This is a genomic window from Pseudomonas sp. ADAK7 (assembly GCF_012935675.1).
Classification (GTDB): Bacteria; Pseudomonadota; Gammaproteobacteria; order Pseudomonadales; family Pseudomonadaceae; genus Aquipseudomonas.
In genome coordinates, this window is record NZ_CP052861.1 from 3,140,450 (window position 1) to 3,166,235 (window position 25,786).

Below are 25,786 nucleotides of genomic sequence, written 5' to 3' on the forward strand. Positions count from 1 at the left end.
AAGCGTCAAGCAATCCGCAAGAAAAACACCCACTCCCGCCCCATCTTGCGCTTCTCGAACACCTCCAAATCGACCAACCCGTTCAGGGTGGCCGTCGCTGTTTTGTATGAGCAATCCAGATTGTCCATCACGTTGACCGCCGTAAACTCCTTAGCCATCCCGCTCTTGGCCACTTGGTAAACCGCCCGCTGTTTTTCGGTGAGCCGGTCGAAAAAACCGGATGCCAACAGCCATCGATCAAAGTCCTCCGCGTACGCCAGGCTTTTGCGATAGGTCTCAGTAAAACCAGTCACAGCCCGCAAGATCACCGAACACTGGAAGTCGATGAAGTAAGTCAGGTCCAGGTCGTCGGCTTCGGTGTAAAGATAGGAGCGCCCGTATTTCACCGGCGCGTTGCGCAGCAGAACGCTGATGGCAATGTAGCGGAAGGCCGAAAAGTCATGCTTGAACATGAACCAGTAGAACAGCGCCCGGGCGACACGACCGTTGCCGTCGCGAAACGGGTGCTCGTAGCCCAGGGCAAAATGCAGCGCGATGGCTTTGATCAGTGGATGAAGGCAGTCAACCCGATTAGGGTCGTCGTGGGATTGATTGATCCACTTCGACAGCGCCTGCAAGCGTGACACAAGCCCCGCCGCTGGAGGCGGTGTGTGGACGGTGTTGCCCTCGCCGTCCTGCACCACGACGTCGTCGTTGATCCTGAAGGTCCCCGGCGCATATTGCGCGTCATCGATGCCTTCGACACCCACCCGATGGATCGCCGCGATCAACTCGATGCTCAAGGGTTCGTAACGTTTTTCCCAGGCGAAATTCATCATCTTGTAATTGCCGATGACCATTCGCTCATCCGGCGTGCGTGGCAGGCGCTTGCGCTTGAGCATGTCCTTGGCCACGCGCGTGGTGGTCGCCGCACCTTCCAGTTGGCTGCTGCTGACGGCTTCGTCTTCAATCAAGTCATTGAGCAGATAGCTGAAATGCGCGCGTTCACCGATCTGGCTGGTCATATACTCCAGCGCGGCAATGGTGGCTTGCCGATCGACCGCCGAAATGGCTTTTTGCGCGACCGGTGTCAGCACGAAACTGCCCCACTGGATCGGTTCTCCCAATGGCAGCAGGCTGGCGTACTGGGCGGTTCGGGCCTTCTTGACCAACGCCCAACAGAGATGGCTATCCAGTCCCGGCGCCCAGCGGTAGCGCAGATCATCAAACGGCAAGTAGCGCCCCTGGTCATCCAGGGGTTTTAGCAACGCCAGGTAATCCGACAGGCGTTCCTTGTGAGGTGATTGCGCCAACAGGTCGAACACCGGGTCGGTCCGGCCCTTCAGCGCGGGGGGCTTTTTCATTGCGACTGTCTCAAGAACTCGTCAAACCGAGCCTGGAGTACAGCATTGAGCCCTCTGCGACTCAATATCAGAGACTTCTGAAATTCCTGTAGGAGCTACCGCAGGCTGCTCCTACGTGGGGATCAGGCCGATTCTTTCTTGATCCTGAACCACGCCGCATACAGTGCCGGCAGGAACAGCAACGTCAACGCCGTCGCGACAATCAACCCGCCCATGATCGCCACCGCCATTGGCCCGAAGAACACGCTACGCGACAGCGGAATCATCGCCAGTACCGCCGCGAGTGCTGTCAGCACAATCGGCCGAAAGCGGCGCACTGTGGCTTCGATGATCGCTTGCCAGGGTTTGAGCCCGGCGGCGATGTCCTGTTCGATCTGGTCCACCAGAATCACCGAGTTGCGCATGATCATCCCGGACAGGGCAATGGTCCCGAGCATGGCGACAAAGCCGAACGGTTGGCGGAACACCATCAGGAACAGGGTCACGCCGATTAATCCCAATGGCGCTGTCAGAAACACCATCACCGTGCGTGAGAAACTGCGCAGTTGCAGCATCAGCAACGTCAGCACGACGACGATGAACAGTGGCACGCCAGCCTTCACCGAGTTCTGCCCGCGGGCCGAGTCTTCCACCGTGCCGCCGACTTCCAGCAAGTAGCCGTCGGGCAGTTCGGCGCGAATCGGGTCGAGGGTCGGCAGGATCTGTTGCACCAGGGTCGCCGGCTGTTCCTTGCCATAGATGTCGGCGCGAATCGTCACGTTGGGCAGGCGGTTGCGGTGCCAGATGATGCCTTCTTCGAAGCCGTATTCCAGGGTCGCGATCTGCGACAGCGCGACGCTTTTGCCGTTGTCGGTGGGCACCGCCAGGCTCGGCAGCAGCGACAGCTCAGTGCGTTCATGCACGGTGCCGCGCAGGAGGATTTCGATCAACTCGTTGTCTTCGCGGTACTGGCTGACGCTGGAACCGGTCAGCGAGCTTTGCAAAAACTTCGACAGGTTGGCGGTGCTCACACCGAGGGCTCGGGCGCGGTCCTGATCGACGTTCAGATAGACAACTTTGCTCGGTTCTTCCCAGTCCAGATGGACGTTGACCACATGAGGATTCTCGCGCACCTTTTCCGCCACTTTGCGGGCCAGGGCGCGCACTTCTTCGATGTGCTCGCCGGTGATGCGGAACTGCACCGGGTAGCCAACCGGCGGACCGTTTTCCAGACGCGTGACCCGCGAGCGCAGGGCCGGGAATTGTTCGTTGAGGGTTTCGATCAGCCAGGTGCGCAGGATTTCGCGCTCTTCGATGGTTTTCGCCAGGACGACAAACTGGGCGAAGCTCGCCGCAGGCAATTGCTGATCCAGCGGTAGGTAAAATCGCGGCGAACCGGTACCGACGTAAGCCACGTAATTGTCGATACCGGCGTGATCCTTCAGCAGACGTTCGAGGCGTTTAACCTCATCGTTGGTGTTGCTCAGGGATGCGCCTTCGGCCAGTTTCAAATCGATCATCAGTTCAAGACGACCGGAGGCCGGGAAAAACTGCTGCGGCACGAAGCGGAACAACACGATGGAGGCGATGAACAACACCACGGTCAGCACGATCACGGTCTTGCGCCAGCGCACACACCACTCCACCAAGCGCCGAACCCGTTGATAGAACGGCGTGCCATAAGGGTCAGGCTGACCGTCAGCCGTGCCGTGTTTGGCGGCGTGAATCTTCGCCAGGTCCGGCAGGAGTTTTTCCCCCAGGTACGGCACAAACACCACGGCGGCAATCCACGAGGCCAGCAGCGCGATGGTCACCACCTGGAAGATCGAGCGGGTGTATTCACCCGTGCCCGACTGCGCGGTGGCAATCGGCAGGAACCCGGCTGCGGTGATCAGCGTACCGGTGAGCATCGGGAACGCGGTGCTGGTCCAGGCATAGCTGGCGGCCTTGATCCGGTCGAAGCCCTGCTCCATTTTGATCGCCATCATTTCCACGGCGATGATCGCGTCGTCCACCAGCAACCCCAGGGCCAGCACCAGCGCGCCGAGGGAGATCTTGTGCAGGCCGATGCCGAGGTAATACATGCAGGCGAAGGTCATCGCCAGCACCAGCGGAATGGCCAGCGCCACGACCATGCCGGTGCGTACGCCGAGGGAGAAAAAGCTCACCAGCAACACGATTGCCAGGGCTTCCACCAGCACCTGGACGAACTCGCCAACACCGGTTTTAACCGCGGCGGGTTGGTCCGAGACCTTGCGCAATTGCATACCCGCGGGGAGGTTTTTCTGGATGCGATCGAACTCGACTTCCAACGCCTTGCCCAGCACCAGAATGTCGCCGCCGTCCTTCATCGCCACGGCCAGGCCAATCGCATCTTCGGCCATGAAACGCATGCGCGGCGCCGGTGGGTCGTTGAAACCGCGACGCACGTCGGCGACATCGGCGATGCGGAACGTACGATCACCGACCCGGATCGGAAAGCTTTTTATCTGCTCGACCGTCTGAAAATTCCCGGTGACCCGTAGCTGCAATCGCTCGCTGCTGGTTTCGAAGAAGCCGGCGGTCGACACTGCGTTCTGTTCCTCAAGGGCCTGTTGGACTGCCGCCAATGGCAGCCCAAGGGTCGCCAGTTTGACGTTGGACAGTTCGATCCAGATCTTCTCGTCCTGCAAGCCAAGCAGATCGACCTTGCCCACATCCTTGACCCGTTGCAGCTGAATCTGGATGCGGTCGGCGTAGTCCTTGAGCACGGCGTAGTCAAAACCATCGCCGGTCAGGGCGTAGATATTGCCGAAGGTGGTGCCGAATTCATCATTGAAGAACGGGCCTTGAATGCCCGGAGGCAGGGTCTGGCGGATGTCGCTGATCTTCTTGCGGACCTGATACCACAGCTCCGGAATCTGCGCCGAGTGCATCGAATCTCGGGCAATGAAGGTCACCTGGGACTCACCCGGGCGGGAGAACGAGACGATGCGCTCGTACTCGCCGGTTTCCATCAGCTTCTTTTCAATGCGCTCGGTGACCTGGCGCGAGACTTCCTGGGCCGTGGCCCCCGGCCAGTTGGTGCGAATCACCATGGCCTTGAAGGTGAACGGCGGGTCTTCGCTTTGTCCCAGTTTGGTGTAGGAAAGTGCGCCGACAATCGCCAGTAAAAGCATCAGGAACAGTACGATCTGGCGGTTACGCAGCGCCCATTCGGAAAGATTGAAACCCATCGGGAATTACTCCTTGTCCGCCAGATTGACCACGCGGTTGGAGCGATCCACCGGGCGCACTTGCTGCCCGTCGTGAAGCACATGAACCCCGGCGGCCACCACCCAGTCGCTGGCGCTCAACCCTTCGAGCACCGGCACGGTTTTCTCACCGAAGGCACCCACCCGGACCGGGACTTTCCTCAACGTATTGTTGGCACCTACCACCCACACGTAGGTGGCACCGTTTTCTGCGGTGACTGCCGACAGCGGCACGGCCAGCGACACCACGGCGGCGGTCTGGATAAACACCCGGGCGCTCTGGCCGAGTTCCGCCGGGACTTTGCCGGAGGTGAAGGCAATGCGCGCGGCGAAGGTTCGGGATTTGGGATCGGCCGCAGGCGACAGCTCGCGGATGCGCCCGGTGAAACGTTGATCGGGTTGGGTCCAGAGTTCCACCGACACCGGTTGATCGACCTTAAAACGGCCGAAGCTTTGTTCCGGCAGGCTGATCAACACTTCGCGCTCGCCATCGGTGGCAAGGGTGAACACGGTTTGCCCGGCAGCGACCACTTGACCGACTTCAACGGCACGCTTGGCCACCACCCCATCCTGCGGCGCACGCAGCACCGCGTAGCTGGCCTGATTGGTCGAGACGTTGAACTCGGCTTTGATTTGCTTGAGGCGCGCTTCACCGGATCGGTAGAGGTTTTCGGAATTGTCGTACGCCGACTTGCTGACCATCTGACGGTCCATCAGCGTCTTGTAGCGATCCCGTTCGGCGCGGACCAGGTTCAGATTGGCTTCGGCGGCGGTGACCTGGGCGCGGGTGGCTTCCAGTTGCAGGCGCACGTCCTGGGGATCGAGCTCGGCCAGCGGCTGATCGGCCTTGACCCGCTGACCTTCCTCGACCAGTCGTCGGCTGACTTTGCCGCCAATGCGGAATGCCAAGTCCGGCTCATAACGGGCGCGAACTTCACCGGGATAGCTTTCCATCGCCTGGGCCGAAGGCTCGGGTTGTACCACCATGGCCGGTCGCACGCTGACTTGCGGCGCCTCGTCGTGACCGCACGCCGACAATAAAAAAGCCAGTGTGACTGGCAACGCGAGGGGCAAGGCATAGCGGAACATGGTGAAGGACCTTTCGCTAATGGTGCTTGGAATAATTATACTGGCCGGTATGTTATTAATAGCAAACTCACCAGTCCAGTATTAAAAGCGAAGAATGTCGAACAATCTTTCAGCATCCAATGGTCCGGGCCGCCCCAAGGATCTGGCCAAGCGCCAGGCCATCCTCGACGCGGCGAAAATTCTGTTTCTGAGTAATGGTTATGCGAGCACCAGCATGGACGCCGTGGCCACCGAGGCGGGGGTGTCGAAGCTGACGGTCTACAGCCATTTCAATGACAAGGAGACACTGTTCTCCGCCGCCGTAGTCGCCAAGTGCGAAGAGCAACTGCCGCCGTTGTTTTTTGAATTGCCGGACGGCATTTCGGTGGAAACGGTGCTGTTGAACATCGCTCGTGGCTTTCATCAACTGATCAATAGCGATGAGTCGGTGAACCTGCATCGGTTAATGATCAGCCTGGGTAGCCAGGACCCGAAACTGTCGCTGATCTTTTTCGAGGCCGGGCCTGAGCGCATGTTGAGTGGCATGGAGCGCTTGCTGAGCCGGATCGATCAGGCCGGCGCACTGAGCATCGATAAACCGCGCAATGCCGCCGAACATTTCTTCTGCCTGCTCAAAGGCGCGGGGAATTTCCGCTTGTTGTATGGCTGCGGTGAGCCGTTGATCGGCGAGGCGGCGGAGAGCCACGTGCGGGAAGTGGTGGGGTTGTTTATGCGGGCGTATCGGTCAGCGTCAGCCTGATGATCGTTCCCACGCTCTGCGTGGTAACGCCTCAATGGACGCTCCGCGTCCGCTTCGGCAGGGACGCGGAGCGTCCCGGGCTGCATTCCCACGCAGGGCGTGGGAACGATCAGTGCTGAATCAGGGCTTGAGCGCCTTCTTCGGATAAATGTCATACCGACTGGATTTCCCATCCAGCGCATGACTCGGCTTCGGCCCGGCAATGCACGGCGCCTTGCGCGGGCGCTTGACCACCACCCGGTGGCTGGCCAGGGCCAACGCCGCTTCGAGCAAGGCCGGTGCATCCGGGTCATCGCCCACCAGCGGGCGGAACAGGCGCATTTCCTTCTTCACCAGAGCGGTTTTCTCGCGATGCGGGAACATCGGGTCGAGGTAGATCACCTGCGGCGGCTCGCCTTCCCAATTGCGCATGACTTCAATCGAATTGCCTTTGAGCAAGCGCATCCGCGCGACGATGGGCGCCACGTCGAAATCTTCCGCACCGCGAGCCAGGCCATCTTCCAGTAACGCACCGATCAGCGGTTGACGTTCGATCAGGCTCATCTCGCAACCCAGGCTCGCCAGCACAAACGCATCCTTGCCCAGCCCCGCCGTGGCATCCAGTACCCGTGGGCGCACGCCTTGGGCGATGCCGACCGCCTTGGCGATCATTTGTCCGGTACCGCCGCCGAACAACCGACGATGGGCCGCGCCGCCCTCGACGAAGTCCACCCGCACCGGCCCCGGCGCATCCGGCCCCAGCTGTTGCAGCTGCAAACCCTGTTCGCCCACCTGCAAGGCAAACTCGCCGTCATCCACCTGCATGGGCAGGCCCAGGCGCTCGGCCCATTGCTCGGCCTGTGGCTGAAACGCCGGGGCCGAGGCCTCGACATGGATGCGGCAGGCCGCGGGTTGTTCAATCATGGGAAAAGGTGCTCAAAAAATTAATGATCGGCCAAAAACGTCCGATAACAAAACTATCGAGCATTTTGCCAGAGCTGAGCGTCGACCGAGAAAAATGTCAGACATTCAAACCACATCCGTAGGCTATATATCGCGTCATGGCGATTATGGGCTGCGAAACTCCCAAGCACTGAGCGGCGTCAGTCACCTGTGGCAAGATTTTTTTGCCCAGGCCCTGGCCGAACAGTCGAGCGATGTGGTGCCGGCGTGCGGGACTTTTCCACCGGTGGATCTGGAAAGCCCGGTCGAACCGACCGTCGGCAGCGAGCTCTACGCGCACATCATTTCCCAGCGTGAATGCGATGTAACGGAAACCCAGGTCAAGCCGCCAGAGCCGCTGTTCCTGCCGATCGCCGAGTTCGAAATGGAGCTGGCTGACAAACCTTTCCCGCCGTTCCCGCCGGATGAAATCGTCGCCCAGCAGCAACAGCAGAACTTCGAAAGTGGCTGGGTGCGCCCAATCGTCCTCACTGCAGGCCAACCTGTGCCAGCCGCCGGCCCGGCGCCGCAGCCGCGTCCGTTGCATCTGCCAATCGCCGAATTCGAACTGCACCTGCTGGACAAACCGTTCCCACCGTTCTCACCCGAAGAACTGGTTGAACAACAGAAACAACTCGATTTCGACAACGGCTGGGCGCGCCCGATCGTGCTGCAGAACCTGCGCATCGCCGCTTAAGCCTTTAGCGACACACCCACCACGGCCCCACATCCACATGAAAGTGATTGCGATGGGCGGCGTTGTAGTCCGGGCTCAACACCACACTGAACATGTCGCAGGCGCTGTCGCGAACCAGGCGCAGGAACCGCGCGTCCCGATTATCCTTGGGCCAATCCTTGAGCACGCTGATGGTTCGGCCATCGGCCAAGCGAAAACCGGCGATATCCAGCGCATTGGCGCCGGCGTGCTGGCTGCGGGCGCCGTTCTCGCGGTTGTACATGTTGCGGCAAGCGAAGCTGCCGAGGTGATCGACCCGCGTCACAGCTTGGCCGTAGACCGTCTGAGACGCTGGCTGCAAGGCGTGGCGCTCGAACAGGGCGAACGCCACCGCCAACGGGCAACTGGCGAGGAAACTGCTGCTCAAGGCCACCTCGCCGCCTTGGACGCGCAGGGTGTTGGCCAACGGGCAAGCCGCGTCCGGGCTATCGGCCTGGCGTGCGACGCGCAAACCGGAGGTGCTGAGTGCCTGGTCGCACAATTGCGGATCATTGCGCAGGCGCATCAGTTTGTAGCGGGTCAGAAAATTCGGCGCCGCGCTCACGTCCAACGGCGCCCTGGGATTCCACTGCGCGGGCACGGAAATCCAGCCACGCCAGACGCTGACCCCCACCGCTCCAATCACCAACAACACCAGCAGCAATCCCTTGGCAAACCGCATCGTCAGTCCTTGAACAACTGATTGGCCTTCGCATACGGCATGGAACGCGATGTAAAGCTGAACGTGCCCGACGTCTTGATCTCTTCAGCCGCGCGGAAGAACTCGCCATACGCCGCCAGGGCCAGCGCCGAACCGACGCTGATGCGTTTGACGCCCATCTCGCTCAACTGCTCGACCGTCAACTTGAGCCCGCCGGACATCAACACATTGACCGGTTTCGGTGCCACGGCGCGGACCACCGCCAACACGTCTTCGGCGTTGCGCAGGCCCGGCGCATACAACACGTCGGCGCCGGCCTCGGCGAACGCCTGCAAGCGGCGAATGGTGTCGTCCAGATCTGGATTGCCATGCAAGAAATTCTCGGCGCGAGCCGTCAGCATGAAAGGAAACGGCAGGCTGCGAGCGGCTTTCACCGCTGCTTCGACACGGGCGACGGCATGTTCGAAACAGTAAATCGGCGCGTCTGCATTGCCGGTGGCATCTTCGATCGAACCGCCGACCGCGCCCGCCTCGACTGCGCGCAAAATGCTCTGGGCGCATTCGTCGGGATCATCGGCGAAACCGTTTTCCAGATCCACCGCCACCGGCAGATCAGTCGCCGCGACAATCGCCCGAACATTGGCCAGGGTGTCGTCCAGCGACAATCCGCCATCGGGGCGAGCATTGGAAAAGGCATAACCGGCGCTGGTGGTCGCCAGTGCCTCGAAGCCCAGGCTGGCGAGCATTTTCGCCGAGCCGGCGTCCCACGGGTTGGGAATGACAAAAGCCCCCGCGCGTTCATGCAGCGCTTTGAACGCCTGGGCTCGAAGGGTTTGCGCATCCATTGGCAGGCTCCTGAAAAGAGGAAGGAATCCGCCTCAGAGCAGGCCAAGTTGCTCGGCGGCGGGCTCTCTGTATAGCTCAGGCAGCGGCGGCAAGCCAGGCAAACGCAGCATCAGTTTTGCGTGAAAACGTTGCGCCAGTTTCGCCGCCAGCAGGTTGTCGGCGGTGTGCAGGAAGATATAAGGCGTGCGGCCCTCTTCAATCCACACGGCGATCTTCTCGATCCACGGCACGAGGAACGGATCGTTAGCCTCCAGGTGCGGATGACCGATGAATCGCACCTGCGGGAATTGGGTGAACGCTGCCGGGCGCGGAGGCACCCTGGGCTTTTTCGATTGGGCGTGGAGCACCGACGGATCAGTCGATATGCAACTGAACAGCGCTCGCGGATCAAGGCAGATGCGCTCGACGCCGCGATCCAGCAGCAGGCGATTGAGCATGCGCTCGGCATCGCCCTTAGCGAAGAATTCGTCGTGCCGCACTTCCACCGCCAGCGGCCGGTCCACGGCATCGATAAAACCGGCCAGCTCCGACAGTCGTTGCGGAGTGAAGCTTTTCGACAATTGCAGCCAAAGTGGCGAAACCCGCTCGCCCAGCGGGCTGAGCAATTGCAGGAAGGTTTCGGCAGCGGTCAGTTGCTCGCGCAGGTCGCCGCTGTGGCTGATGTCGCCGGGGAATTTCGCGGTGAAGCGAAAGTGTTCGGGCATGGTTTCGGCCCAGCGCTGCACGGTGCTGGCAGCCGGGCTCGCGTAGAAGGTCGTATTGCCTTCAACGGCGTTGAATACTTGAGAATAAAGATTGAGGAATTCGGCGGGTTTTGCGTCTTGCGGGTAGAGATAGTCGCGCCAGGCGTTTTCACTCCAGGACGGGCAACCGAGGTAGTAAGGCAGCAACATCAGATGTAGAGGTCGAGACCCAGCACATCAGCGTCCCAATCGACAAAACCGGCGGTGCTCAGGTAGCTGGCCAGGGCCATCGCCACGCTTTTGCTCATGGCGCGGTGGTAAATCATGTCTTGCTGACGGGCGGGGAGATTGCTCAAGCGTTGCGCGGAAGCTTTGGCGGCGCGGGCGGCCAATTGTTCTTCGGATGGGATTTCCAGCTCGCCGTCGATGTCATCAACGGATTCATCCAGCGCGATGTTGCCTTTGCGAGGCTTGCGCTTGATGGGGTAGGACTGAGAGGAAAAGCCGTCTATACGCATAAGTGCATGCTCGGTATCAGTGATGGCAGTTTAGTGGCGCACAAGCCACTTCGCAAACTGTCGAGTGATAACTAGAACACATAAAAGGAAAAAGGTTTAAAGCCTGGGGTTAGAAACTGACGATTGGCGTTGCTTGTTAGATCGCTTTCGCGGGCAAGCCTCGCTTCTACGGATCACATCGACCTGTGGGAGCGAGGCTTGCCCGCGAAGAAACCAACTCGGTCTGGAAGCATCAACGCGCTTTGGGCGTGGCAACCTTGTCCCGCAAATAAACCGGCTGCGCCTCATCCGCCACAATCGCCTCACCGCGTTCCCAGGCAAACCGCGCCAACGTCAGCAGGTCTTCGGCATGGGGCAACATCCCCGCGTCCTGCCCGCTCAGATTGACGCCGATGCGCTCGGCATAACCCCAACCGGTACCCGCGCCGAACCACTCGCCACTGGCATCCGCCGGCAACGCCGCCACTTCCGGCGGCAACACCGCTTCGTTGCCGACAAGCCGCATCTCCCCGGCCGTTTCGCGGTAGCAGCCCCAATACACTTCATCCATCCGCGCATCGATGGCCGCCGCGACCTGGCTGACGCCGTGTTCGCGAAAGGCGCGCTGGGCCAGCACGGCCAGGTTCGACACCGGCAACACCGGGCGCTCCAGCGCAAACGCCAGCCCCTGCACCACGCCGATGGCAATCCGTACGCCAGTAAACGCGCCCGGTCCACGACCAAAGGCGATGGCGTCCACCGCTTGCAGGGTGGTGCCGGCGTCGGCCAGCAGTTGCTGAATCATCGGCAACAATTTCTGCGCGTGAAGGCGCGGGATCACCTCGTAATGGCTCGTGACCTTGCCGTCATGCAGCAAGGCAACGGAGCAAGCTTCAGTCGCGGTGTCCAGGGCCAGCAAGGTGCTCATCGATGTTTCCGTAAGAGAGGTCAGAAAAAGTGCGCCAGTATAAACAACTACGGCCCGCAAGCGGGCCGTAGAAGATGAAGCGTTTCAGACTTTTCAGTTCAGCGCTTCAAGCACCTTGCCGGTGATCGCTTCCACCGAGCCAACACCTTCGATGTGGCTGTACTTCGGCTTACCTTGAGCGGTGGACAGCTCCTGATAGAACTTAACCAATGGCTCGGTCTGCGCGTGGTAGACCGACAGACGATGACGCACGGTTTCTTCGGTATCGTCCTTGCGCTGCACCAGCTCGTCACCGGTGATGTCGTCTTTACCGGCAATTTTCGGCGGGTTGTAGACGATGTGGTACACGCGGCCGGAAGCCTCGTGAACACGACGACCGGCGATACGCTGGACGATGTCTTCGTCTTTAACGTCGATTTCGACCACGTGATCCAGCTCGACGCCGGCTTTCACCAAGGCTTCAGCCTGGGGAATGGTGCGCGGGAAACCGTCGAACAGGAAACCGTTGGCGCAATCGGCCTGGCTGATACGTTCCTTGACCAGGTTGATGATCAGGTCATCGGAGACCAGACCACCGCTGTCCATGACGCTCTTGGCGATCAGGCCCAGCTCGGTGCCGGCCTTGACCGCTGCACGCAGCATGTCGCCAGTGGAGATTTGCGGAATGCCGAATTTTTCGGTGATGAACTTAGCCTGAGTACCTTTACCGGCCCCGGGAGCTCCCAGCAGAATGACGCGCATCGATGTGCTCCTCAATTTTTTATATAGATAACGTCAGATTCGCCTCGTGGGGCCAATCTCAAAAATAGGGTCGTGGCCGCCCAAACGGCCAAAGGCTGATCAAGATACACAGCAGGCCCTGACCACACAAGCCGCCGAAAGTCGGAGAAACCCGCGCCGGTCGCGACCTTTGGACGAGGTGCCCCTAGTCGCAACCCCGTCATTAACTGTCGCCTGCCAGACCTTTTCCGCCCCTCGCCCACAAGCACCTGGCGCGAGCGCCAAGTGCCAGGACCCAAGAGGAAAACCTTAGCCGGTATTTCGCAAACCGGCGGCAATCCCCGCCACAGACACCAGCAGCGCCTGTTCTACCGGGCTGCCCTGCGCCACTTCCTGTTGCCGCGAACGGGCCAGCAACTCGGCCTGCAATAGATGAAGCGGGTCGAGGTAGGTGTTGCGCAGGCGGATGAATTCCAGGGTGTCTGGGCTATGTGCCAGTAGCTGCGACTGCCCGGTCAGGCCAAGGACCACGGCGCAGGCCTGCGACAATAGGTCGCGTAAATGCGCCCCCAAAGGAAGCAGATCGGGCTCGACCAGCCGCTCATCGTAAGACTGGGCAATGTCCGCGTCGGCCTTGGCCAGCACCATTTCCAGCATATCGATGCGGGTGCGGAAGAACGGCCACTGCTCGCGCATCTGCCCCAGCAACTCGCCTTCTCCACGCTCCAGAGCCTTGCTCAGCGCCGCCTCCCAGCCGAGCCAGGCCGGCAGCATCAGGCGCGTCTGGGTCCAGCCGAAGATCCATGGGATCGCCCGCAGGCTTTCAATTCCACCGGCGCGGCGCTTGGCTGGACGACTGCCCAACGGCAAACGACCGAGTTCCTGTTCCGGGGTCGACTGGCGGAAGTACTCAACGAATTGCGGATTTTCCCGCACCACGGCGCGGTAAGCGCTGACGCCGTCAGCCGCCAATTCGTCCATCAAGTGGCGCCAGGCCGGCTCCGGCGGTGGTGGCGGCAGCAAGGTCGCTTCGAGCACCGCCGCCAGGTACAGATTGAGATTCTGCTCGGCGATGTCCGGCAAGCCGAATTTGAAACGAATCATTTCCCCTTGCTCGGTGGTGCGGAAACGCCCTGCCACCGAACCCGGTGGCTGCGACAGAATCGCCGCGTGCGCCGGGCCGCCGCCACGGCCCACAGTGCCGCCGCGACCGTGGAACAACAGCAGTTCCACTTGTTGCTCGCGACAGATATCGACCAAGCGTTCCTGAGCCCGATACTGCGCCCAGGCCGCCGCCGTGGTGCCGGCGTCCTTGGCCGAGTCGGAATAACCGATCATCACTTCCTGCGGCCCTTGCAGGCGCGCGCGATAGCCCGGCAGCAGCAACAGTTTTTCAATCACCGGGCCGGCGTTGTCGAGGTCGGCAAGGGTTTCGAACAGTGGCACCACGCGCATCGGCCGCAACACGCCGGCCTCTTTGAGCAGCAGTTGCACGGCCAGCACGTCGGAAGCGGCGCCCGCCATGGAAATCACATAGGAGCCGAGGGACGCACCCGGGGCGGCGGCGATTTCCCGGCAAGTCGCCAACACTTCGGCGGTGTCGGCGGACGGTTTGAAGTACGCCGGCAGCAACGGCCGGCGATTGTTTTGCTCGCGCATCAGGAAGGCGATGCGCTCTTCCTCATTCCAGTCTTCGTAGCGACCGAGGCCCAGGTAATCGGTGATTTCGGTCATGGCCGCGGTGTGCCGGGACGAGTCCTGCCGCACGTCGAGGCGCACAAGGAACAAGCCGAAGGTCACCGCCCGACGCAGGCAATCGAGCAGCGGACCGTCGGCGATCACGCCCATGCCGCACTCGTGCAGCGAGTTGAAGCACAGTTCCAGCGGATCGAGCAGGTCGCGGTTGTTTTGCAGCACATCGGCCGGGGCCGGCGTGGTCTTCGTCAACGAGGCATGCGCCCAGTTGCGCGTGGCCCGCAGGCGTTCACGCAATTGCTTGAGCACCGCGCGGTAAGGCTCGGCGCTGTCGCCGGCCTTGGCTTTCAGCGCTTCGCTGGCCTGCTGCATCGACAACTCGGCGGCCAGGTGATCAACATCGCGCAGGTACAAATCCGCCGCCATCCACCGTGCCAGCAACAGCACTTCGCGGGTGACCGCCGCCGTGACATTCGGGTTGCCATCGCGGTCGCCGCCCATCCACGAGGCGAAGCGAATCGGCGCCGCTTCCAGTGGCAAACGCAAGCCAGTCGCGGCGTGCAGCGCCAAGTCGGCCTTGCGCAGATAATTAGGGATCGCTTGCCACAGCGAATGCTCGATCACCGCAAAGCCCCATTTGGCTTCGTCGACCGGGGTCGGGCGGGTGCGGCGAATTTCTTCGGTGTGCCAGGCTTCGGCGATCAGGCGCTGCAATTTCGCCTGGATCTGCTCGCGCTCGGCGCTGGTCAGGTCACGGTGATCCTGGGCGGCCAGTTGCGCGGCGATGGCGTCGTATTTCTGGATCAGGGTGCGGCGGGCGACTTCGGTCGGGTGCGCGGTCAGCACCAGTTCGATTTCCAGCCGGCCGAGTTGTCGAGCGAGGGATTCGGCGCTATGGCCTTCGGCGCGCAGGCGGGCGAGCAATTCCGGCAACACTCGCGCTTCGAACGGCGCCGGTTGCGACTCTTCGCGACGGTGAATCAGTTGATATTGCTCGGCGATATTGGCCAGGTTGAGAAACTGGTTGAACGCCCGCGCCACCGGCAGCAACTCGTCTTCGCTCAACTGGTTGAGGCTGGCGCTCAGCTCGGCGTCCATCGAACCGCGACGGTCAGCCTTGGCGCCCTTGCGGATCTGCTCGATCTTGTCGAGAAAACCGTCCCCGTACTGTTCACGAATGGTGTTGCCCAACAGCTCACCCAACAGGTGAACATCCTCGCGCAAGCGTGCATCAATATCGGTCATCAGCAGTTCTCCAGCAAAAATCCGGGCGGCTTTCACACCATGCTTTGAAGTCCAAGAGTGCCGCCGTAAAGCGCTTCTTACAAGCAAACGACGAAGGGACTTTAAACCTTAGGCGTTAAAGCTAGTCTCAACAGTACGCCGTATAACGGCTGCCGCCGGCCACAGCCGGCACTCACCCTGCCTGCCACGAGCAGGTGCGCAATGAGGTCATTATGAAAATCCGTGAGCTGGCCCAGCATTGGGAAGAAAACGCCAAGGGTCGCCTGACCGACACTGGCTACACCATTCACCTGGACCTGGAAGCCGCCGCCCGGCTGGCAGCGATTACCGAAATGTACCCCAAACGGCACCCCGAAGAACTGCTGGGCGAATTGATCGGTGCCGCGCTGGAAGAGCTCGAAGCGAGCTTCCCATATGTGAAAGGCCAGACCGTGGTTGCCACCGATGAAGAAGGTGATCCACTGTATGAAGACGTGGGTCCGACCCCGCGTTTTCTCGCGTTGTCCCGGCGTCATTTGCACGATTTGTCGGCCGATGGCGACAAGCAAAAGCACTGACTTTCGCGCCTCTCCCCGCCTCCATAACTACGTATTCCCGAGCCTGTCCCAGGCCGGGAATACCGCTGCGCATCGCGAAAGTTCCCGTCCTAGAGCCTTGTCCGTTCGGTCAAAGTTTTTTTAGGCAATGGGCCATCTTCTCTGAACTTTTGAAAAACCCCTCGGGTCGTACCCAGTAACCACGCCTGGTACGGCCGTTTCAAATCACGCTTTGAAAACATGGTTACGGCCCCTTGGACCAGGATGGATTCAGATGTTTTTCAGGAGATACCCAATGGAGTTGAAGACCATGAAGACCAGCACTGCCAAATCCTCGTTCACCCACCTGCGCGGTCTGAAACTGGCTGCCCTGGCAATCGGCAGCACCTTCGTCCTCGCCGGTTGCGCTGGCAACCCGCCGACCGAGCAGTACGCCGTGACCCAATCCGCCGTGAACAGCGCCGTCAGCGCCGGTGGTACTGAATTCGCAGCCGTGGAAATGAAGTCCGCCCAGGACAAGCTGAAACAAGCCGAAATCGCCATGCACGACAAGAAGTATGACGAAGCCCGCACCCTCGCCGAACAGGCCGAGTGGGACGCTCGCGTCGCCGAACGCAAGGCCCAGGCGATGAAAGCCGAACAGGCTGTGAAGGATTCCCAGAAAGGTGTTCAGGAACTGCGTCAGGAAAGCCAGCGCACTGTGCAGTAAGCGCGCATCCGGACCACACGCCTGAAGCTCTTATCGATAGAAAGGACGAACCATTATGCGTAAACAATTGATGATCCCCGCTCTCCTGGCCGCAAGCGTCGCCCTGGCTGCCTGCTCCACTCCGCCGAACGCGAACCTGGAACAGGCCCGCGTGAACTACTCCGGCCTGCAAGCCAACCCGCAAGCGAGCAAAGTCGCGGCCCTCGAGACCAAAGACGCCAGTGATTACCTGGACAAGGCCGACAAGGCTTACCAGGACAAACAGGACCAGGCCAAGGTCGATCAACTGGCTTACCTGACCAACCAGCGCGTGGAAGTGGCCAAGCAGACCATCGCCCTGCGCACCGCTGAAAACAATCTGAAGAACGCAGCCGCCCAACGTGCCCAGGCGCGTCTGGATGCCCGCGATCAGCAGATCAAGCAACTGCAAGACAGCCTGAACGCCAAGCAGACCGATCGCGGCACCTTGGTGACCTTCGGTGACGTGCTGTTCGCCACCGACCGTGCTGACCTGAAGTCCAGCGGTCTGGTGAACATCAACAAACTGGCGCAATTCCTTCAGGAAAACCCTGATCGCAAAGTGATCGTCGAGGGTTACACCGACAGCACCGGTACCGCGAGCCATAACCAGTCGTTGTCCGAGCGTCGTGCCGGTTCCGTGCGCATGGCACTGGTGAAGATGGGTGTTGATCCAGCACGCATCGTTGCCCAGGGTTATGGCAAGGAATACCCGGTTGCCGAAAATGGCAGCGCGTCGGGCCGTGCGATGAACCGTCGGGTGGAAGTGACCATTTCCAACGACAACCAGCCAGTGGTGCCACGTTCGGCGGTTAGCTCGAACTAAGCGTCACGCTGTAACTGAAAAGCCCCGCCTGATCTGATCAGGCGGGGCTTTTTTATGCATTTCTGTAGGAGCGAGGCTTGCCCGCGAAGGCGTTGTGTCAGTCAACCCATTTGTTGAATGTTAAACCGCCTTCGCGGGCAAGCCTCGCTCCTACAGAATCATCATTGTTCGAGTTTCTGCGGGGTTTCCTGGCCCATGCAGCGCACGGCTTTTTTCTGGCCGTTGATCAACACGCCAGTCAGGCCTTTCTGTTCGGTGTCGAACAATACCAGCACGCCATCAATGCACTGGGCCACTTGCGGCGCTGGTTCCAGCGCGACTTTGTAGTCTTCGCCGGGCACGGTCTTGAGCATGGTGAATTCGTTGAGCAGCAACGCATCCTCGGGCTTGGCGAAATGCAGGTAGCCGTAGTACCACAGCACGCCGACGGTGCCGAGGATGGTGCAGATGCCGGTGATGATCATCGGGATGGCGTTACGTTCTTCACTCATTGCGGACTCTCGGTGGTTCATCTTTTGAATTCAGGGGCACCGGGTAATTCGGGATTTCGCCCAGGCGGCGCAGACCGTTGAAATGCTGCGGGTCTTCGAGGTAGCGCAGCATCACCTGGCGCCAGACCGGGTCGGCGAAGGTCTGCACATGACCGCCACGGGTCAGTTGCAGCACCCGCGGTGGCGGCGCAGCTTGATACAGACGAATGCCGTTGGAAAGGGGCACGAGTGCATCGTCAATGCTGTGGTAGATCAGTTTCGGCACGCCTTTGAGCTGCGCCATGGAGTTGATCGCGCTGTCGCCGTCCGGCACCAGCCACGACAGCGGCACCTGGAGTGGCCAGGTCAGCCACGAGGTGGTCAGGGCAAATCGACCGACATCGCGGTAGCTGGCGGGCGCGCCGTCGAGGACCAACGCCTTGAGCTGAGGCTGGCGTTCCGGGTGCTGAACCAGGTAATGCACGGCCATCGAGCCGCCGAGGCTCTGACCCAGAATAACCAGTGGCTTGCCTTTGACTTCGGGCGCCTGGTCGAGCCATTTGAACGCAGCGTCGATGTCCTGGTAGATCGCCGGAAGGCTCGGTTTGCCTTCGGACAGGCCATAACCGCGGTAGTCCACCAGCAACACCTGGTAACCCTCTTTCGGCAACCACCAGCTGCCACCCAAGTGGTACGACAGGTTGCCGCCATTACCGTGCAAGTGCAGCACCGTGCCTTTGACCTCGACGCCTTTGGCCACCGGCAGCCACCAACCGTGCAGCTTCAGGCCGTCGGCGGTGGTCAGGGTGACGTCGCGGAATTCGAGTTTGGCCTTGTCCGGGGTGAACGGCTGGCCGGGTTCAGGGTAGAACAGCAGCGAGCTGCAACCGCTCAAGGTCAGGAGAAGGCAGACGATGCCGAGGATTCTCATCCGGTGAAACCTCGCAGTGAGTGAAGAAATTCTTAAACCTTACACATCTTTGTGGCGAGGGAGCTTGCTCCCGTTGGACTGCGAAGCAGTCCCCTGCTTTTTTGGGGAAAGAGGGGCCGCTCCGCAGCCCAGCGGGAGCAAGCTCCCTCGCCACAGGTGTTGCGGTGCTTACAGGATGTTGGAGTAGTCGGCTTCGATCCGGTCCAGGCTCAGGTGATTGAGGAAGTTGGAGAAGCACATCCACGCCGACAGTGCGTTCAAGTCGCGGAACTGATCCGGCAAATACTTGGGCGCCACCACCAGGCCTTCATCCACCAACTGGCGCAAGGTCCGCATGTCTTCCAGCGTGGTCTTGCCGCAAAACAGCAGCGGTATCTGCTCCAGTTTGCCTTTACGCACGGCCAACTGAATGTAGTTGTAAACCATGATAAAGCCCTTGAGGTAGGACAAGTCTTTGGTAAATGGCAAGCCATTGGGCACCGAACCACGGAACACCCGACTGGCGTTGCCGTAACTTTCGGCCATTTCGAAGCCTTGCTCGCGGAAGAACTCGAACACCTGCAAGAAGTCCGCACCCTCCTCCACCATGTGAATGGCGCGGGTGCGGTTGGTCAGCTTGCGCAAGCGGCTCGGGTAGGAGGCGAAGGTGATGATTTCCATCAGGATCGCCAGGCCTTCCTGGGTCACGGTCGACGATGGCGGGCCTTTGGACAGGAAGGTGCAGATCGGCTGGTTCAAACCGTTCAGCGTGGTGCCGACATGCACCAGGCCTTCATGGACTTCGAGGGCGCGCACATCACGGTCGTTGAACATCGCATCGGCGCGGATCTTGATGTAGTCGGCGCCCGCCGCAGCGTCGGCGACAATCCCGTCGGACTCGAACACCCGGATGGTTTCCTCGGCTTCACCGAACACTTTGTTGAGTCGATGTTGCAGCAGGCTGACAGCGTCCTTGGCGGTGAGGATTTTCGGCTCATCCTTCAGGTCGCCACGGCCGTCGATGTTGTTCAGATAGTCGGACATCATCAGGCCGAGGTCGGCCAGGGTCGGGTCGCCAGCATGGAACGCGTCGGACGCGGCGCCGTACAGTTCCTGGGAAATCAGCCCGAAATCCTCGGTGCCGCGCGCTTCGAGCATGCGCACCACCATCCGGTATTCCTTGCACATGCGGCGCATGATCTGGCCGACCGGGTTGAACTGGCCGAGCTGGCGGGTGATGTCGCGCTCGATGTTCTGGAATTCCAGTTTCACCTTGCTCGAGTCGAAGGCCAGCGGCCGGTTCAGGTAATAGTCGCGGTCCACGGCGGGCATTTCCTTGCCCTTGGCCTTGAGGAAACCCTTGCGGATGTTGTCGTCCCACTTGACCGCATCGAGGACGCGAATCGGCGTCTGCGCCAGCACTATGCGATCGGACAAAATGCGTATCGTCTGCTGGTAATCGTCCACCCGAAACTCCTGTAGTAGAACCGTTAGGTGCTGACTTTATTTGACTGTTGCTTTGGCTTTGGCCAGGCGCTGGTAGCGCACGGCTTCGACGAACACATCGGAATTGGCCGGGTCGTCGAGGTAAGCGAAGACTTGGTTCATGTCGGTGTTAATCAACACGCCATCGCCGTCGTCGGTCTGGAAGCCTTCGCCACTGAGGACTTTTTGCCCCATGGCCTGGTTGATCTGCTCGAGGTCGAGGTTGTAGACCACCAGTTCGTGCTTTTCGTTGACTTCGAACCCGGCAATGGTGAAGTGGCCGCCGAATCTGGCCGGTACTGGCGCCGACAGGTACCAGCGACTGCCATGGCGCGACACGGTGAAGGGATACGCTTCGCGCTCGCGAGGCTTGGCCTTGAAGTAGCTGACGGCCTGATAGCGGTTGTCGCCGATGCGGGTCAGTTCCAGGTTCATCGGTTCGCCCCAGGCATTGGTGCTGGTCCATTTGCCGAGCAGCCCTTTGGGCGCGGGTTCGCTCGAAGGCAGCGGTTCCTTGAAGGTCACCAGGCAGCCACTGAGCAGCAGGAACGACAAGGCGATCACAACGACGCGCCAGGCTTTCATTCAACACTCCCTATCGATACAGCACGATGATCGTTCCTACGCTCTGCGTGGGAATGCATCCTGTGACGCTCTGCGTCACACCGGGCAAGGGACGCGGAGCGTCCCGGGCGGCATTCCCACGCAGAGCGTGGGAACGATCAAGAGTCAGACCGACGCCAAGACCAGATGCATGTAGCGCGTGAGGATGCCGAGCATTTCGGCTTCGCACGCAGGCTCGGCGTCGTTGAGCAGGCCCTGATATTCCATCCGTCCGATAATCGCCGTCAACACTTTGGCATCCTGTTGTGGCTCACGGGAGCCCAATACCTCGAAAAGCTGGCAGGTGCCCTGCAACAGAATCTGCTGATGCGAACGCACCAACACCGCCAGGCGCGGGTTCAACAAGGCTTCCTGACGGAACGCCTGCTCGGCCATCAAATGCTCGCGACGATTAATCAATTGCCGATGAACATAGTCCGCCATCAACCGCGCGATATCGTCCGCCAACTGCGAGCGCGACTCCGGAGTGCCATCGCCGCTGACCACCATCTCGCGCAACAGCCCTTCGTTGCTGACCCACAGCTTGCCCATGTAAGCCGCGCTGCGTTCCACGTATTGGGCGAAGGTATCGGTGAGCAGGTCATCGATATCCTTGAAATAGTAAGTGGTGGCCGACAATGGCACACCGGCCTCTGCCGCCACCGCACGGTGCCGTACCGCGCGCACGCCGTCGCGCACGACAATGCGCATGGCCGCATCGAGAATGTCCTGTCGACGCTGTTCGCTGCCCTGTCGGCTGGCCTTGCGGCCCTGGTACTGAACACTTTCAGCGACCGCAGTGGCGATACCCGCTGCACCTTCTTGAGCCATTGCACGATTCACGACAGGTCTTCCTCTCTTACGTCAAAAGTAACCAATTGATACGTTTGTACCAGACAGGCAATAAAAAGCCGCCTGTTTTAGGCGGCTTTTTAACTGAAACGTTTACGCTTGCGGCCGCATGTGCGGGAACAGGATCACGTCGCGGATCGACGGTGAGTTGGTCAGCAACATCACCAACCGGTCGATGCCGATCCCTTCACCGGCCGTTGGCGGCATGCCGTACTCCAGCGCACGAACGAAGTCGGCGTCGTAGTGCATGGCTTCGTCGTCGCCGGCGTCCTTGTCGGCCACCTGGGCCATGAAGCGCTCGGCCTGGTCTTCCGCGTCGTTCAACTCGGAGTAGGCGTTGGCGATTTCGCGGCCGCCGATGAACAGCTCGAACCGGTCGGTGACGTTCGGGTTGTCATCGTTGCGACGGGCCAGCGGCGACACTTCGAACGGGTACTGGGTGATGAAGTGCGGCTGTTCCAGCTTGTGCTCGACCAGCTCTTCGAAAATCATCACCTGCAACTTGCCCAGACCTTCGAAGCCCAGCACCTTGGCGCCGGCCTTCTTGGCGATGGCGCGGGCCTTGTCGATGTCGGTCAGGTCGTCAGCGGTCAGCTCAGGGTTGTACTTGAGGATCGAGTCGAACACCGACAGACGCACGAACGGTTCGCCGAAGTGGAACACCTTGTCGCCGTACGGGACATCAGTGCTGCCCAGGACCAGCTGCGCCAGTTCGCGGAACAGTTCTTCGGTCAGGTCCATGTTGTCTTCGTAGTCGGCGTAAGCCTGGTAGAACTCCAACATGGTGAATTCAGGGTTGTGACGGGTCGAGACGCCTTCGTTACGGAAGTTGCGGTTGATCTCGAACACTTTCTCGAAACCGCCGACTACCAGGCGCTTCAGATACAGCTCCGGCGCGATGCGCAGGTACATGCCCATGTCCAGCGCGTTGTGGTGCGTTTCGAACGGCTTGGCCGCCGCGCCACCCGGGATGGTTTGCAGCATCGGCGTTTCGACTTCGAGGAAGTCACGCTGCATCAGGAAGGCACGGGTGTGCGCGATCACTTGCGAACGCACGCGGAAGGTATTGCGTACTTCTTCGTTGACGATCAGGTCAACGTAACGCTGGCGATAGCGCTGTTCGGTGTCGGTCAGGCCATGGTGCTTGTCCGGCAGCGGACGCAGCGATTTGGTCAGCAGGCGCACTTCGGTCATTTCGACGTACAGGTCGCCCTTGCCGGAACGTGCCAGGGTGCCAACGGCAGCAATGATGTCGCCCATGTCCCAGGTTTTCACCGAGGCCAGGGTGTCTTCGGACAGGGTTTTACGGTTGACGTAAACCTGGATGCGACCGGTCATGTCCTGGATCACCATGAACGAGCCACGGTTGAGCATGATGCGACCGGCAACCTTGACCGGGATTGCAGCCTCTGCCAGCTCTTCCTTGGTCTTGTCCGCGTATTTCTTCTGCAGTTCTTCGCAGTAGTTTTCGCGGCGGAAGTCGTTCGGGAAGGCATTGCCCTTGGCGCGCTCGGCAGCCAGCTTTTCCTTGCGCAGGGCGATCAGGGAGTTTTCTTCCTGTTGCAGGGCTTGCGGGTCGAGTTCTAGGTCGCTCATGTCTTTAAAAATTCCATCACAGGTTCGTTGCCCCCGGCTGTGAGCCGGGGTTCGCGGGCAAGCCTCGCTCCTGCAGGTTGAATCTGCAGGGCGTGCCTTAGAGCCCTTGTTTCAAGCTTGCTACCAGGTATTCGTCGATATCGCCGTCCAGCACCTTGTCGCAGTCACTGCGTTCGATGTTAGTGCGCAAATCCTTGATCCGCGACGCATCGAGCACATAAGAACGAATCTGGTGACCCCAGCCGATGTCCGACTTGGTGTCTTCCAGGGCCTGGGAGGCGGCGTTGCGTTTCTGCACTTCCTGCTCGTACAAGCGCGCCCGCAACATTTTCATCGCGGTGTCTTTGTTGGCGTGCTGGGAGCGTTCGTTCTGGCAGCTGACCACGGTGTTGGACGGTACGTGGGTGATCCGTACGGCCGAGTCGGTGGTGTTTACGTGCTGGCCACCGGCACCGGAGGAGCGGTAGGTGTCGATGCGCAGGTCCGACGGGTTGATGTCGATTTCGATGTTGTCATCGATTTCCGGCGACACGAACACGGCCGAGAACGAGGTGTGGCGACGGTTGCCGGAGTCGTACGGGCTCTTGCGCACCAGACGGTGCACGCCGATCTCGGTACGTAACCAGCCAAAGGCGTATTCGCCCTTGATGTGCACCGTGGCGCCCTTGATCCCGGCGACTTCACCGGCCGACAGCTCCATGATGGTCGCGTCGAAACCGCGTTTGTCAGCCCAGCGCAGGTACATGCGCAGCAGGATGTTGGCCCAGTCCTGGGCTTCGGTACCGCCAGAGCCGGCCTGGATATCCAGGTAGGCGTTGTTGGCGTCCATCTCACCGCTGAACATGCGACGGAATTCGAGTTTTTCCAGGGCTTCGCGCAGACGCTCGACTTCGGTCGCGACGTCATCGACGGCGGCCTGGTCTTCTTCTTCGGCGGACATCAGCAGCAGTTCTTTGGCATCGGCCAGGCCGGTGTGCATTTCGTCGAGGGTTTCGACGATCTGCGCCAGCAGCGAACGCTCGCGCCCCAGTTCCTGGGCGTACGACGGGTTGTTCCAGACTGCCGGATCTTCAAGCTCGCGATTGACTTCAGTCAGACGCTCATGCTTTTGATCGTAGTCAAAGATACCCCCGAATAGTTTCGGAGCGCTCGGACAGGTCCTTGATACTGTTAAGGATCGGGTTGATTTCCATGGCGGGCAGCACTCGTTGGCGAACTTTTGAAAGCCGGCGAGTATAACGTAATCAAGCTGTCACGGCAGCCCGCCTGGCGGCTTTAGGGGTGAATGATTTGGGCTGTAGCTATGAGGAAGCTGACGCTTGTAGCAGCTGCCGAGCCCGCGAGGCTGCGTTCGAGGACGAAGTCCTCGCCACCGCGTCATACCTGAAAGAACGAGTCGTCTGGTTTTACGACGGCTTCGCCGCCGAACGCAGCCTCGCGGGCTCGGCAGCTGCTACCAAGGATTTGTGGCGGATTATTCAATCCCCACCTGATTGCGCCCATTGTTCTTCGCCAGATACAGCCCCTTGTCCGCCGCCGAGATCAACTGCCGGCAATCGCTGCCCGCCTGCGGGGTGATGGTCGACAGGCCAATGCTGATCGTCAGATTCGCCCCCTCCGCCGGGAATACATGGGGAATCTTCAACGCCGCCACCGTCTGGCGCAGTTTCTCCGCCACCAGCCGCGCGCCGCCCGGCGACGTATTGGGCAGTACCAAGGCAAACTCTTCACCACCATAACGCGCCGGCAGGTCCGACGGTCGGGCGCTGGCGTCGCGAATTGCGGTGGCGACTTTGCGCAGCGCCTCGTCACCTTCCAGGTGGCCGAAGCTGTCGTTGTAGGACTTGAAGTAGTCCACATCGATCATCAGCAGCGACAGCTGAGTCTGATCACGCAGCGAGCGGCGCCACTCCAGTTCCAGGTACTCGTCGAAGTGCCGGCGGTTCGACAGGCCGGTCAGGCCGTCTGAGTTCATCAGGCGTTGCAAGACGAGGTTGGTGTCGAGCAACTGCTGCTGGCTGACTCGCAGCGCGCGATAGGCCGCGTCGCGCTGCAGCAAGGTCATGTAGGAGCGCGAGTGATAGCGGATGCGCGCCACCAGTTCGATGTTGTCCGGCAGTTTCACCAGGTAATCGTTGGCGCCGGCCGCGAACGCCGCGCTTTTGATCAGCGGGTCTTCCTTGGTCGACAGGACGATGATCGGAATGTCCTTGGTCGCCGGGTGATTGCGGTATTCACGCACCAGAGTCAAACCGTCGAGACCGGGCATGACTAGGTCTTGCAGGATAACGGTCGGCTTGATCCGAATCGCCTGGGCAATGGCCTGGTGCGGGTCGGCGCAGAAGTGGAAGTCGATGTTCTCTTGATTCGCCAGACCGCGCCGAACCGCCTCGCCGATCATCGCCTGATCGTCCACCAACAACACCATGGCGGCGTTTTCGTCGGTCTTGAAGTCGTCGAGCTGTAAGTCATTCATGTGCGGTCACC

24 protein-coding genes are annotated in these 25,786 nt (G+C 60.5%); 5 read left to right on the top strand and 19 right to left on the bottom strand.

Going from position 1 to position 25,786, the window contains the following annotated elements; all coding sequences use genetic code 11:
• Positions 1 to 5: 5 nt before the first annotated feature.
• The 3 genes from HKK53_RS14690 to HKK53_RS14700 form a co-directional block, all read right to left on the bottom strand.
• Positions 6 to 1,343 (bottom strand): Fic family protein, encoded by a 1,338-nt coding sequence (locus tag HKK53_RS14690; RefSeq protein ID WP_169371413.1) that lies wholly within the window; start codon positions 1,341 to 1,343, stop codon positions 6 to 8.
• Between the two features lie 122 nt (positions 1,344 to 1,465).
• A complete protein-coding gene (locus tag HKK53_RS14695) occupies positions 1,466 to 4,537 on the bottom strand; it encodes an efflux RND transporter permease subunit (RefSeq protein WP_169371414.1) in 3,072 nt (1,023 codons plus the stop codon).
• Between the two features lie 6 nt (positions 4,538 to 4,543).
• A complete protein-coding gene (locus HKK53_RS14700; protein WP_169371415.1) occupies positions 4,544 to 5,644 on the bottom strand; it encodes an efflux RND transporter periplasmic adaptor subunit in 1,101 nt (366 codons plus the stop codon).
• A 94-nt stretch (positions 5,645 to 5,738) separates the two neighbouring features.
• Here HKK53_RS14700 and HKK53_RS14705 point away from each other — a divergent pair, with 94 nt between their 5' ends.
• Positions 5,739 to 6,383 (top strand): TetR/AcrR family transcriptional regulator, encoded by a 645-nt coding sequence (locus HKK53_RS14705; RefSeq protein WP_169371416.1) that lies wholly within the window; start codon positions 5,739 to 5,741, stop codon positions 6,381 to 6,383.
• A 120-nt stretch (positions 6,384 to 6,503) separates the two neighbouring features.
• Here HKK53_RS14705 and HKK53_RS14710 read toward each other — a convergent pair whose 3' ends face one another.
• Positions 6,504 to 7,286, bottom strand: coding sequence for a class I SAM-dependent methyltransferase (locus tag HKK53_RS14710; protein ID WP_169371417.1), 783 nt, complete (start codon positions 7,284 to 7,286; stop codon positions 6,504 to 6,506).
• A gap of 94 nt (positions 7,287 to 7,380) precedes the next feature.
• On the opposite strand from HKK53_RS14710, the gene HKK53_RS14715 reads away from it, so the two are divergent.
• On the top strand, positions 7,381 to 8,001 hold the full coding sequence (locus HKK53_RS14715) for an energy transducer TonB (RefSeq protein WP_169371418.1): 621 nt from the start codon (positions 7,381 to 7,383) through the stop codon (positions 7,999 to 8,001).
• 4 nt (positions 8,002 to 8,005) lie between these two features.
• On the opposite strand, the gene HKK53_RS14720 is transcribed toward HKK53_RS14715, so the two are convergent.
• The 7 genes from HKK53_RS14720 to ppc all read right to left on the bottom strand — a co-directional run bounded on the left by HKK53_RS14720 (position 8,006) and on the right by ppc (position 15,294).
• Positions 8,006 to 8,701: an extensin-like domain-containing protein gene (locus tag HKK53_RS14720; protein WP_169371419.1), complete on the bottom strand. Its 696-nt coding sequence runs from the start codon at positions 8,699 to 8,701 to the stop codon at positions 8,006 to 8,008.
• A gap of 2 nt (positions 8,702 to 8,703) precedes the next feature.
• Positions 8,704 to 9,525, bottom strand: coding sequence for an isocitrate lyase/PEP mutase family protein (locus HKK53_RS14725; RefSeq protein ID WP_169371420.1), 822 nt, complete (start codon positions 9,523 to 9,525; stop codon positions 8,704 to 8,706).
• 33 nt (positions 9,526 to 9,558) lie between these two features.
• Entirely contained in the window at positions 9,559 to 10,419 is an 861-nt protein-coding gene (locus HKK53_RS14730) for a DUF72 domain-containing protein (RefSeq protein ID WP_169371421.1), read from the bottom strand.
• On the bottom strand, positions 10,419 to 10,727 hold the full coding sequence (locus HKK53_RS14735) for a hypothetical protein (RefSeq protein ID WP_169371422.1): 309 nt from the start codon (positions 10,725 to 10,727) through the stop codon (positions 10,419 to 10,421). Before HKK53_RS14735 ends, HKK53_RS14730 begins: the two co-directional genes overlap by 1 nt.
• A 232-nt stretch (positions 10,728 to 10,959) precedes the next feature.
• Complete coding sequence (tsaB, locus tag HKK53_RS14740) at positions 10,960 to 11,634, bottom strand: tRNA (adenosine(37)-N6)-threonylcarbamoyltransferase complex dimerization subunit type 1 TsaB (RefSeq protein ID WP_169371423.1); 675 nt, start codon at positions 11,632 to 11,634, stop codon at positions 10,960 to 10,962.
• 93 nt (positions 11,635 to 11,727) lie between these two features.
• Positions 11,728 to 12,375, bottom strand: coding sequence for an adenylate kinase (gene adk / locus HKK53_RS14745; protein ID WP_054047246.1), 648 nt, complete (start codon positions 12,373 to 12,375; stop codon positions 11,728 to 11,730).
• Between the two features lie 288 nt (positions 12,376 to 12,663).
• A complete protein-coding gene (ppc, locus tag HKK53_RS14750) occupies positions 12,664 to 15,294 on the bottom strand; it encodes a phosphoenolpyruvate carboxylase (protein WP_169371424.1) in 2,631 nt (876 codons plus the stop codon).
• A gap of 212 nt (positions 15,295 to 15,506) precedes the next feature.
• On the opposite strand from ppc, the gene HKK53_RS14755 reads away from it, so the two are divergent.
• From HKK53_RS14755 to HKK53_RS14765, 3 genes are all read left to right on the top strand, one after another.
• Entirely contained in the window at positions 15,507 to 15,851 is a 345-nt protein-coding gene (locus HKK53_RS14755) for a pilin assembly protein (protein ID WP_169371425.1), read from the top strand.
• A 274-nt stretch (positions 15,852 to 16,125) separates the two neighbouring features.
• On the top strand, positions 16,126 to 16,539 hold the full coding sequence (locus HKK53_RS14760) for a DUF4398 domain-containing protein (RefSeq protein ID WP_123507994.1): 414 nt from the start codon (positions 16,126 to 16,128) through the stop codon (positions 16,537 to 16,539).
• Positions 16,540 to 16,594: 55 nt separating this feature from the next.
• Positions 16,595 to 17,383 carry an OmpA family protein gene (locus HKK53_RS14765; protein ID WP_169371426.1) on the top strand — a complete coding sequence of 263 codons (789 nt, stop codon included), beginning with the start codon at positions 16,595 to 16,597 and terminating at the stop codon, positions 17,381 to 17,383.
• Between the two features lie 161 nt (positions 17,384 to 17,544).
• On the opposite strand, the gene HKK53_RS14770 is transcribed toward HKK53_RS14765, so the two are convergent.
• From HKK53_RS14770 to HKK53_RS14805, 8 genes are all read right to left on the bottom strand, one after another.
• A complete protein-coding gene (locus tag HKK53_RS14770) occupies positions 17,545 to 17,874 on the bottom strand; it encodes a hypothetical protein (protein ID WP_169371427.1) in 330 nt (109 codons plus the stop codon).
• A complete protein-coding gene (locus tag HKK53_RS14775; RefSeq protein ID WP_169371428.1) occupies positions 17,867 to 18,784 on the bottom strand; it encodes an alpha/beta hydrolase in 918 nt (305 codons plus the stop codon). The genes HKK53_RS14770 and HKK53_RS14775 overlap by 8 nt, the downstream gene beginning before the upstream one ends.
• Before the next feature lie 168 nt (positions 18,785 to 18,952).
• Positions 18,953 to 20,230, bottom strand: a complete 1,278-nt coding sequence (locus HKK53_RS14780) for a flavohemoglobin expression-modulating QEGLA motif protein (RefSeq protein ID WP_133837211.1) — start codon at positions 20,228 to 20,230, stop codon at positions 18,953 to 18,955.
• A gap of 36 nt (positions 20,231 to 20,266) precedes the next feature.
• Entirely contained in the window at positions 20,267 to 20,833 is a 567-nt protein-coding gene (locus tag HKK53_RS14785; RefSeq protein WP_169371429.1) for a hypothetical protein, read from the bottom strand.
• Between the two features lie 144 nt (positions 20,834 to 20,977).
• Positions 20,978 to 21,694, bottom strand: coding sequence for a TetR/AcrR family transcriptional regulator (locus tag HKK53_RS14790; RefSeq protein WP_169371430.1), 717 nt, complete (start codon positions 21,692 to 21,694; stop codon positions 20,978 to 20,980).
• A gap of 102 nt (positions 21,695 to 21,796) precedes the next feature.
• Complete coding sequence (lysS, locus tag HKK53_RS14795; protein ID WP_169371431.1) at positions 21,797 to 23,299, bottom strand: lysine--tRNA ligase; 1,503 nt, start codon at positions 23,297 to 23,299, stop codon at positions 21,797 to 21,799.
• 97 nt (positions 23,300 to 23,396) lie between these two features.
• Positions 23,397 to 24,492, bottom strand: a protein-coding gene (gene prfB / locus HKK53_RS14800; RefSeq protein ID WP_169371432.1) for a peptide chain release factor 2 whose coding sequence is annotated in 2 segments (ribosomal slippage) — positions 23,397 to 24,419 and positions 24,421 to 24,492 — 1,095 coding nt in all. Because the reading frame shifts where the segments join, the coding sequence is not laid out codon by codon here.
• A gap of 281 nt (positions 24,493 to 24,773) precedes the next feature.
• The gene (locus HKK53_RS14805) at positions 24,774 to 25,775 is read right to left on the bottom strand and encodes a response regulator (RefSeq protein WP_169371433.1); all 1,002 of its coding nucleotides are present in this window, start codon (positions 25,773 to 25,775) and stop codon (positions 24,774 to 24,776) included.
• Positions 25,776 to 25,786 lie beyond the last annotated feature (11 nt).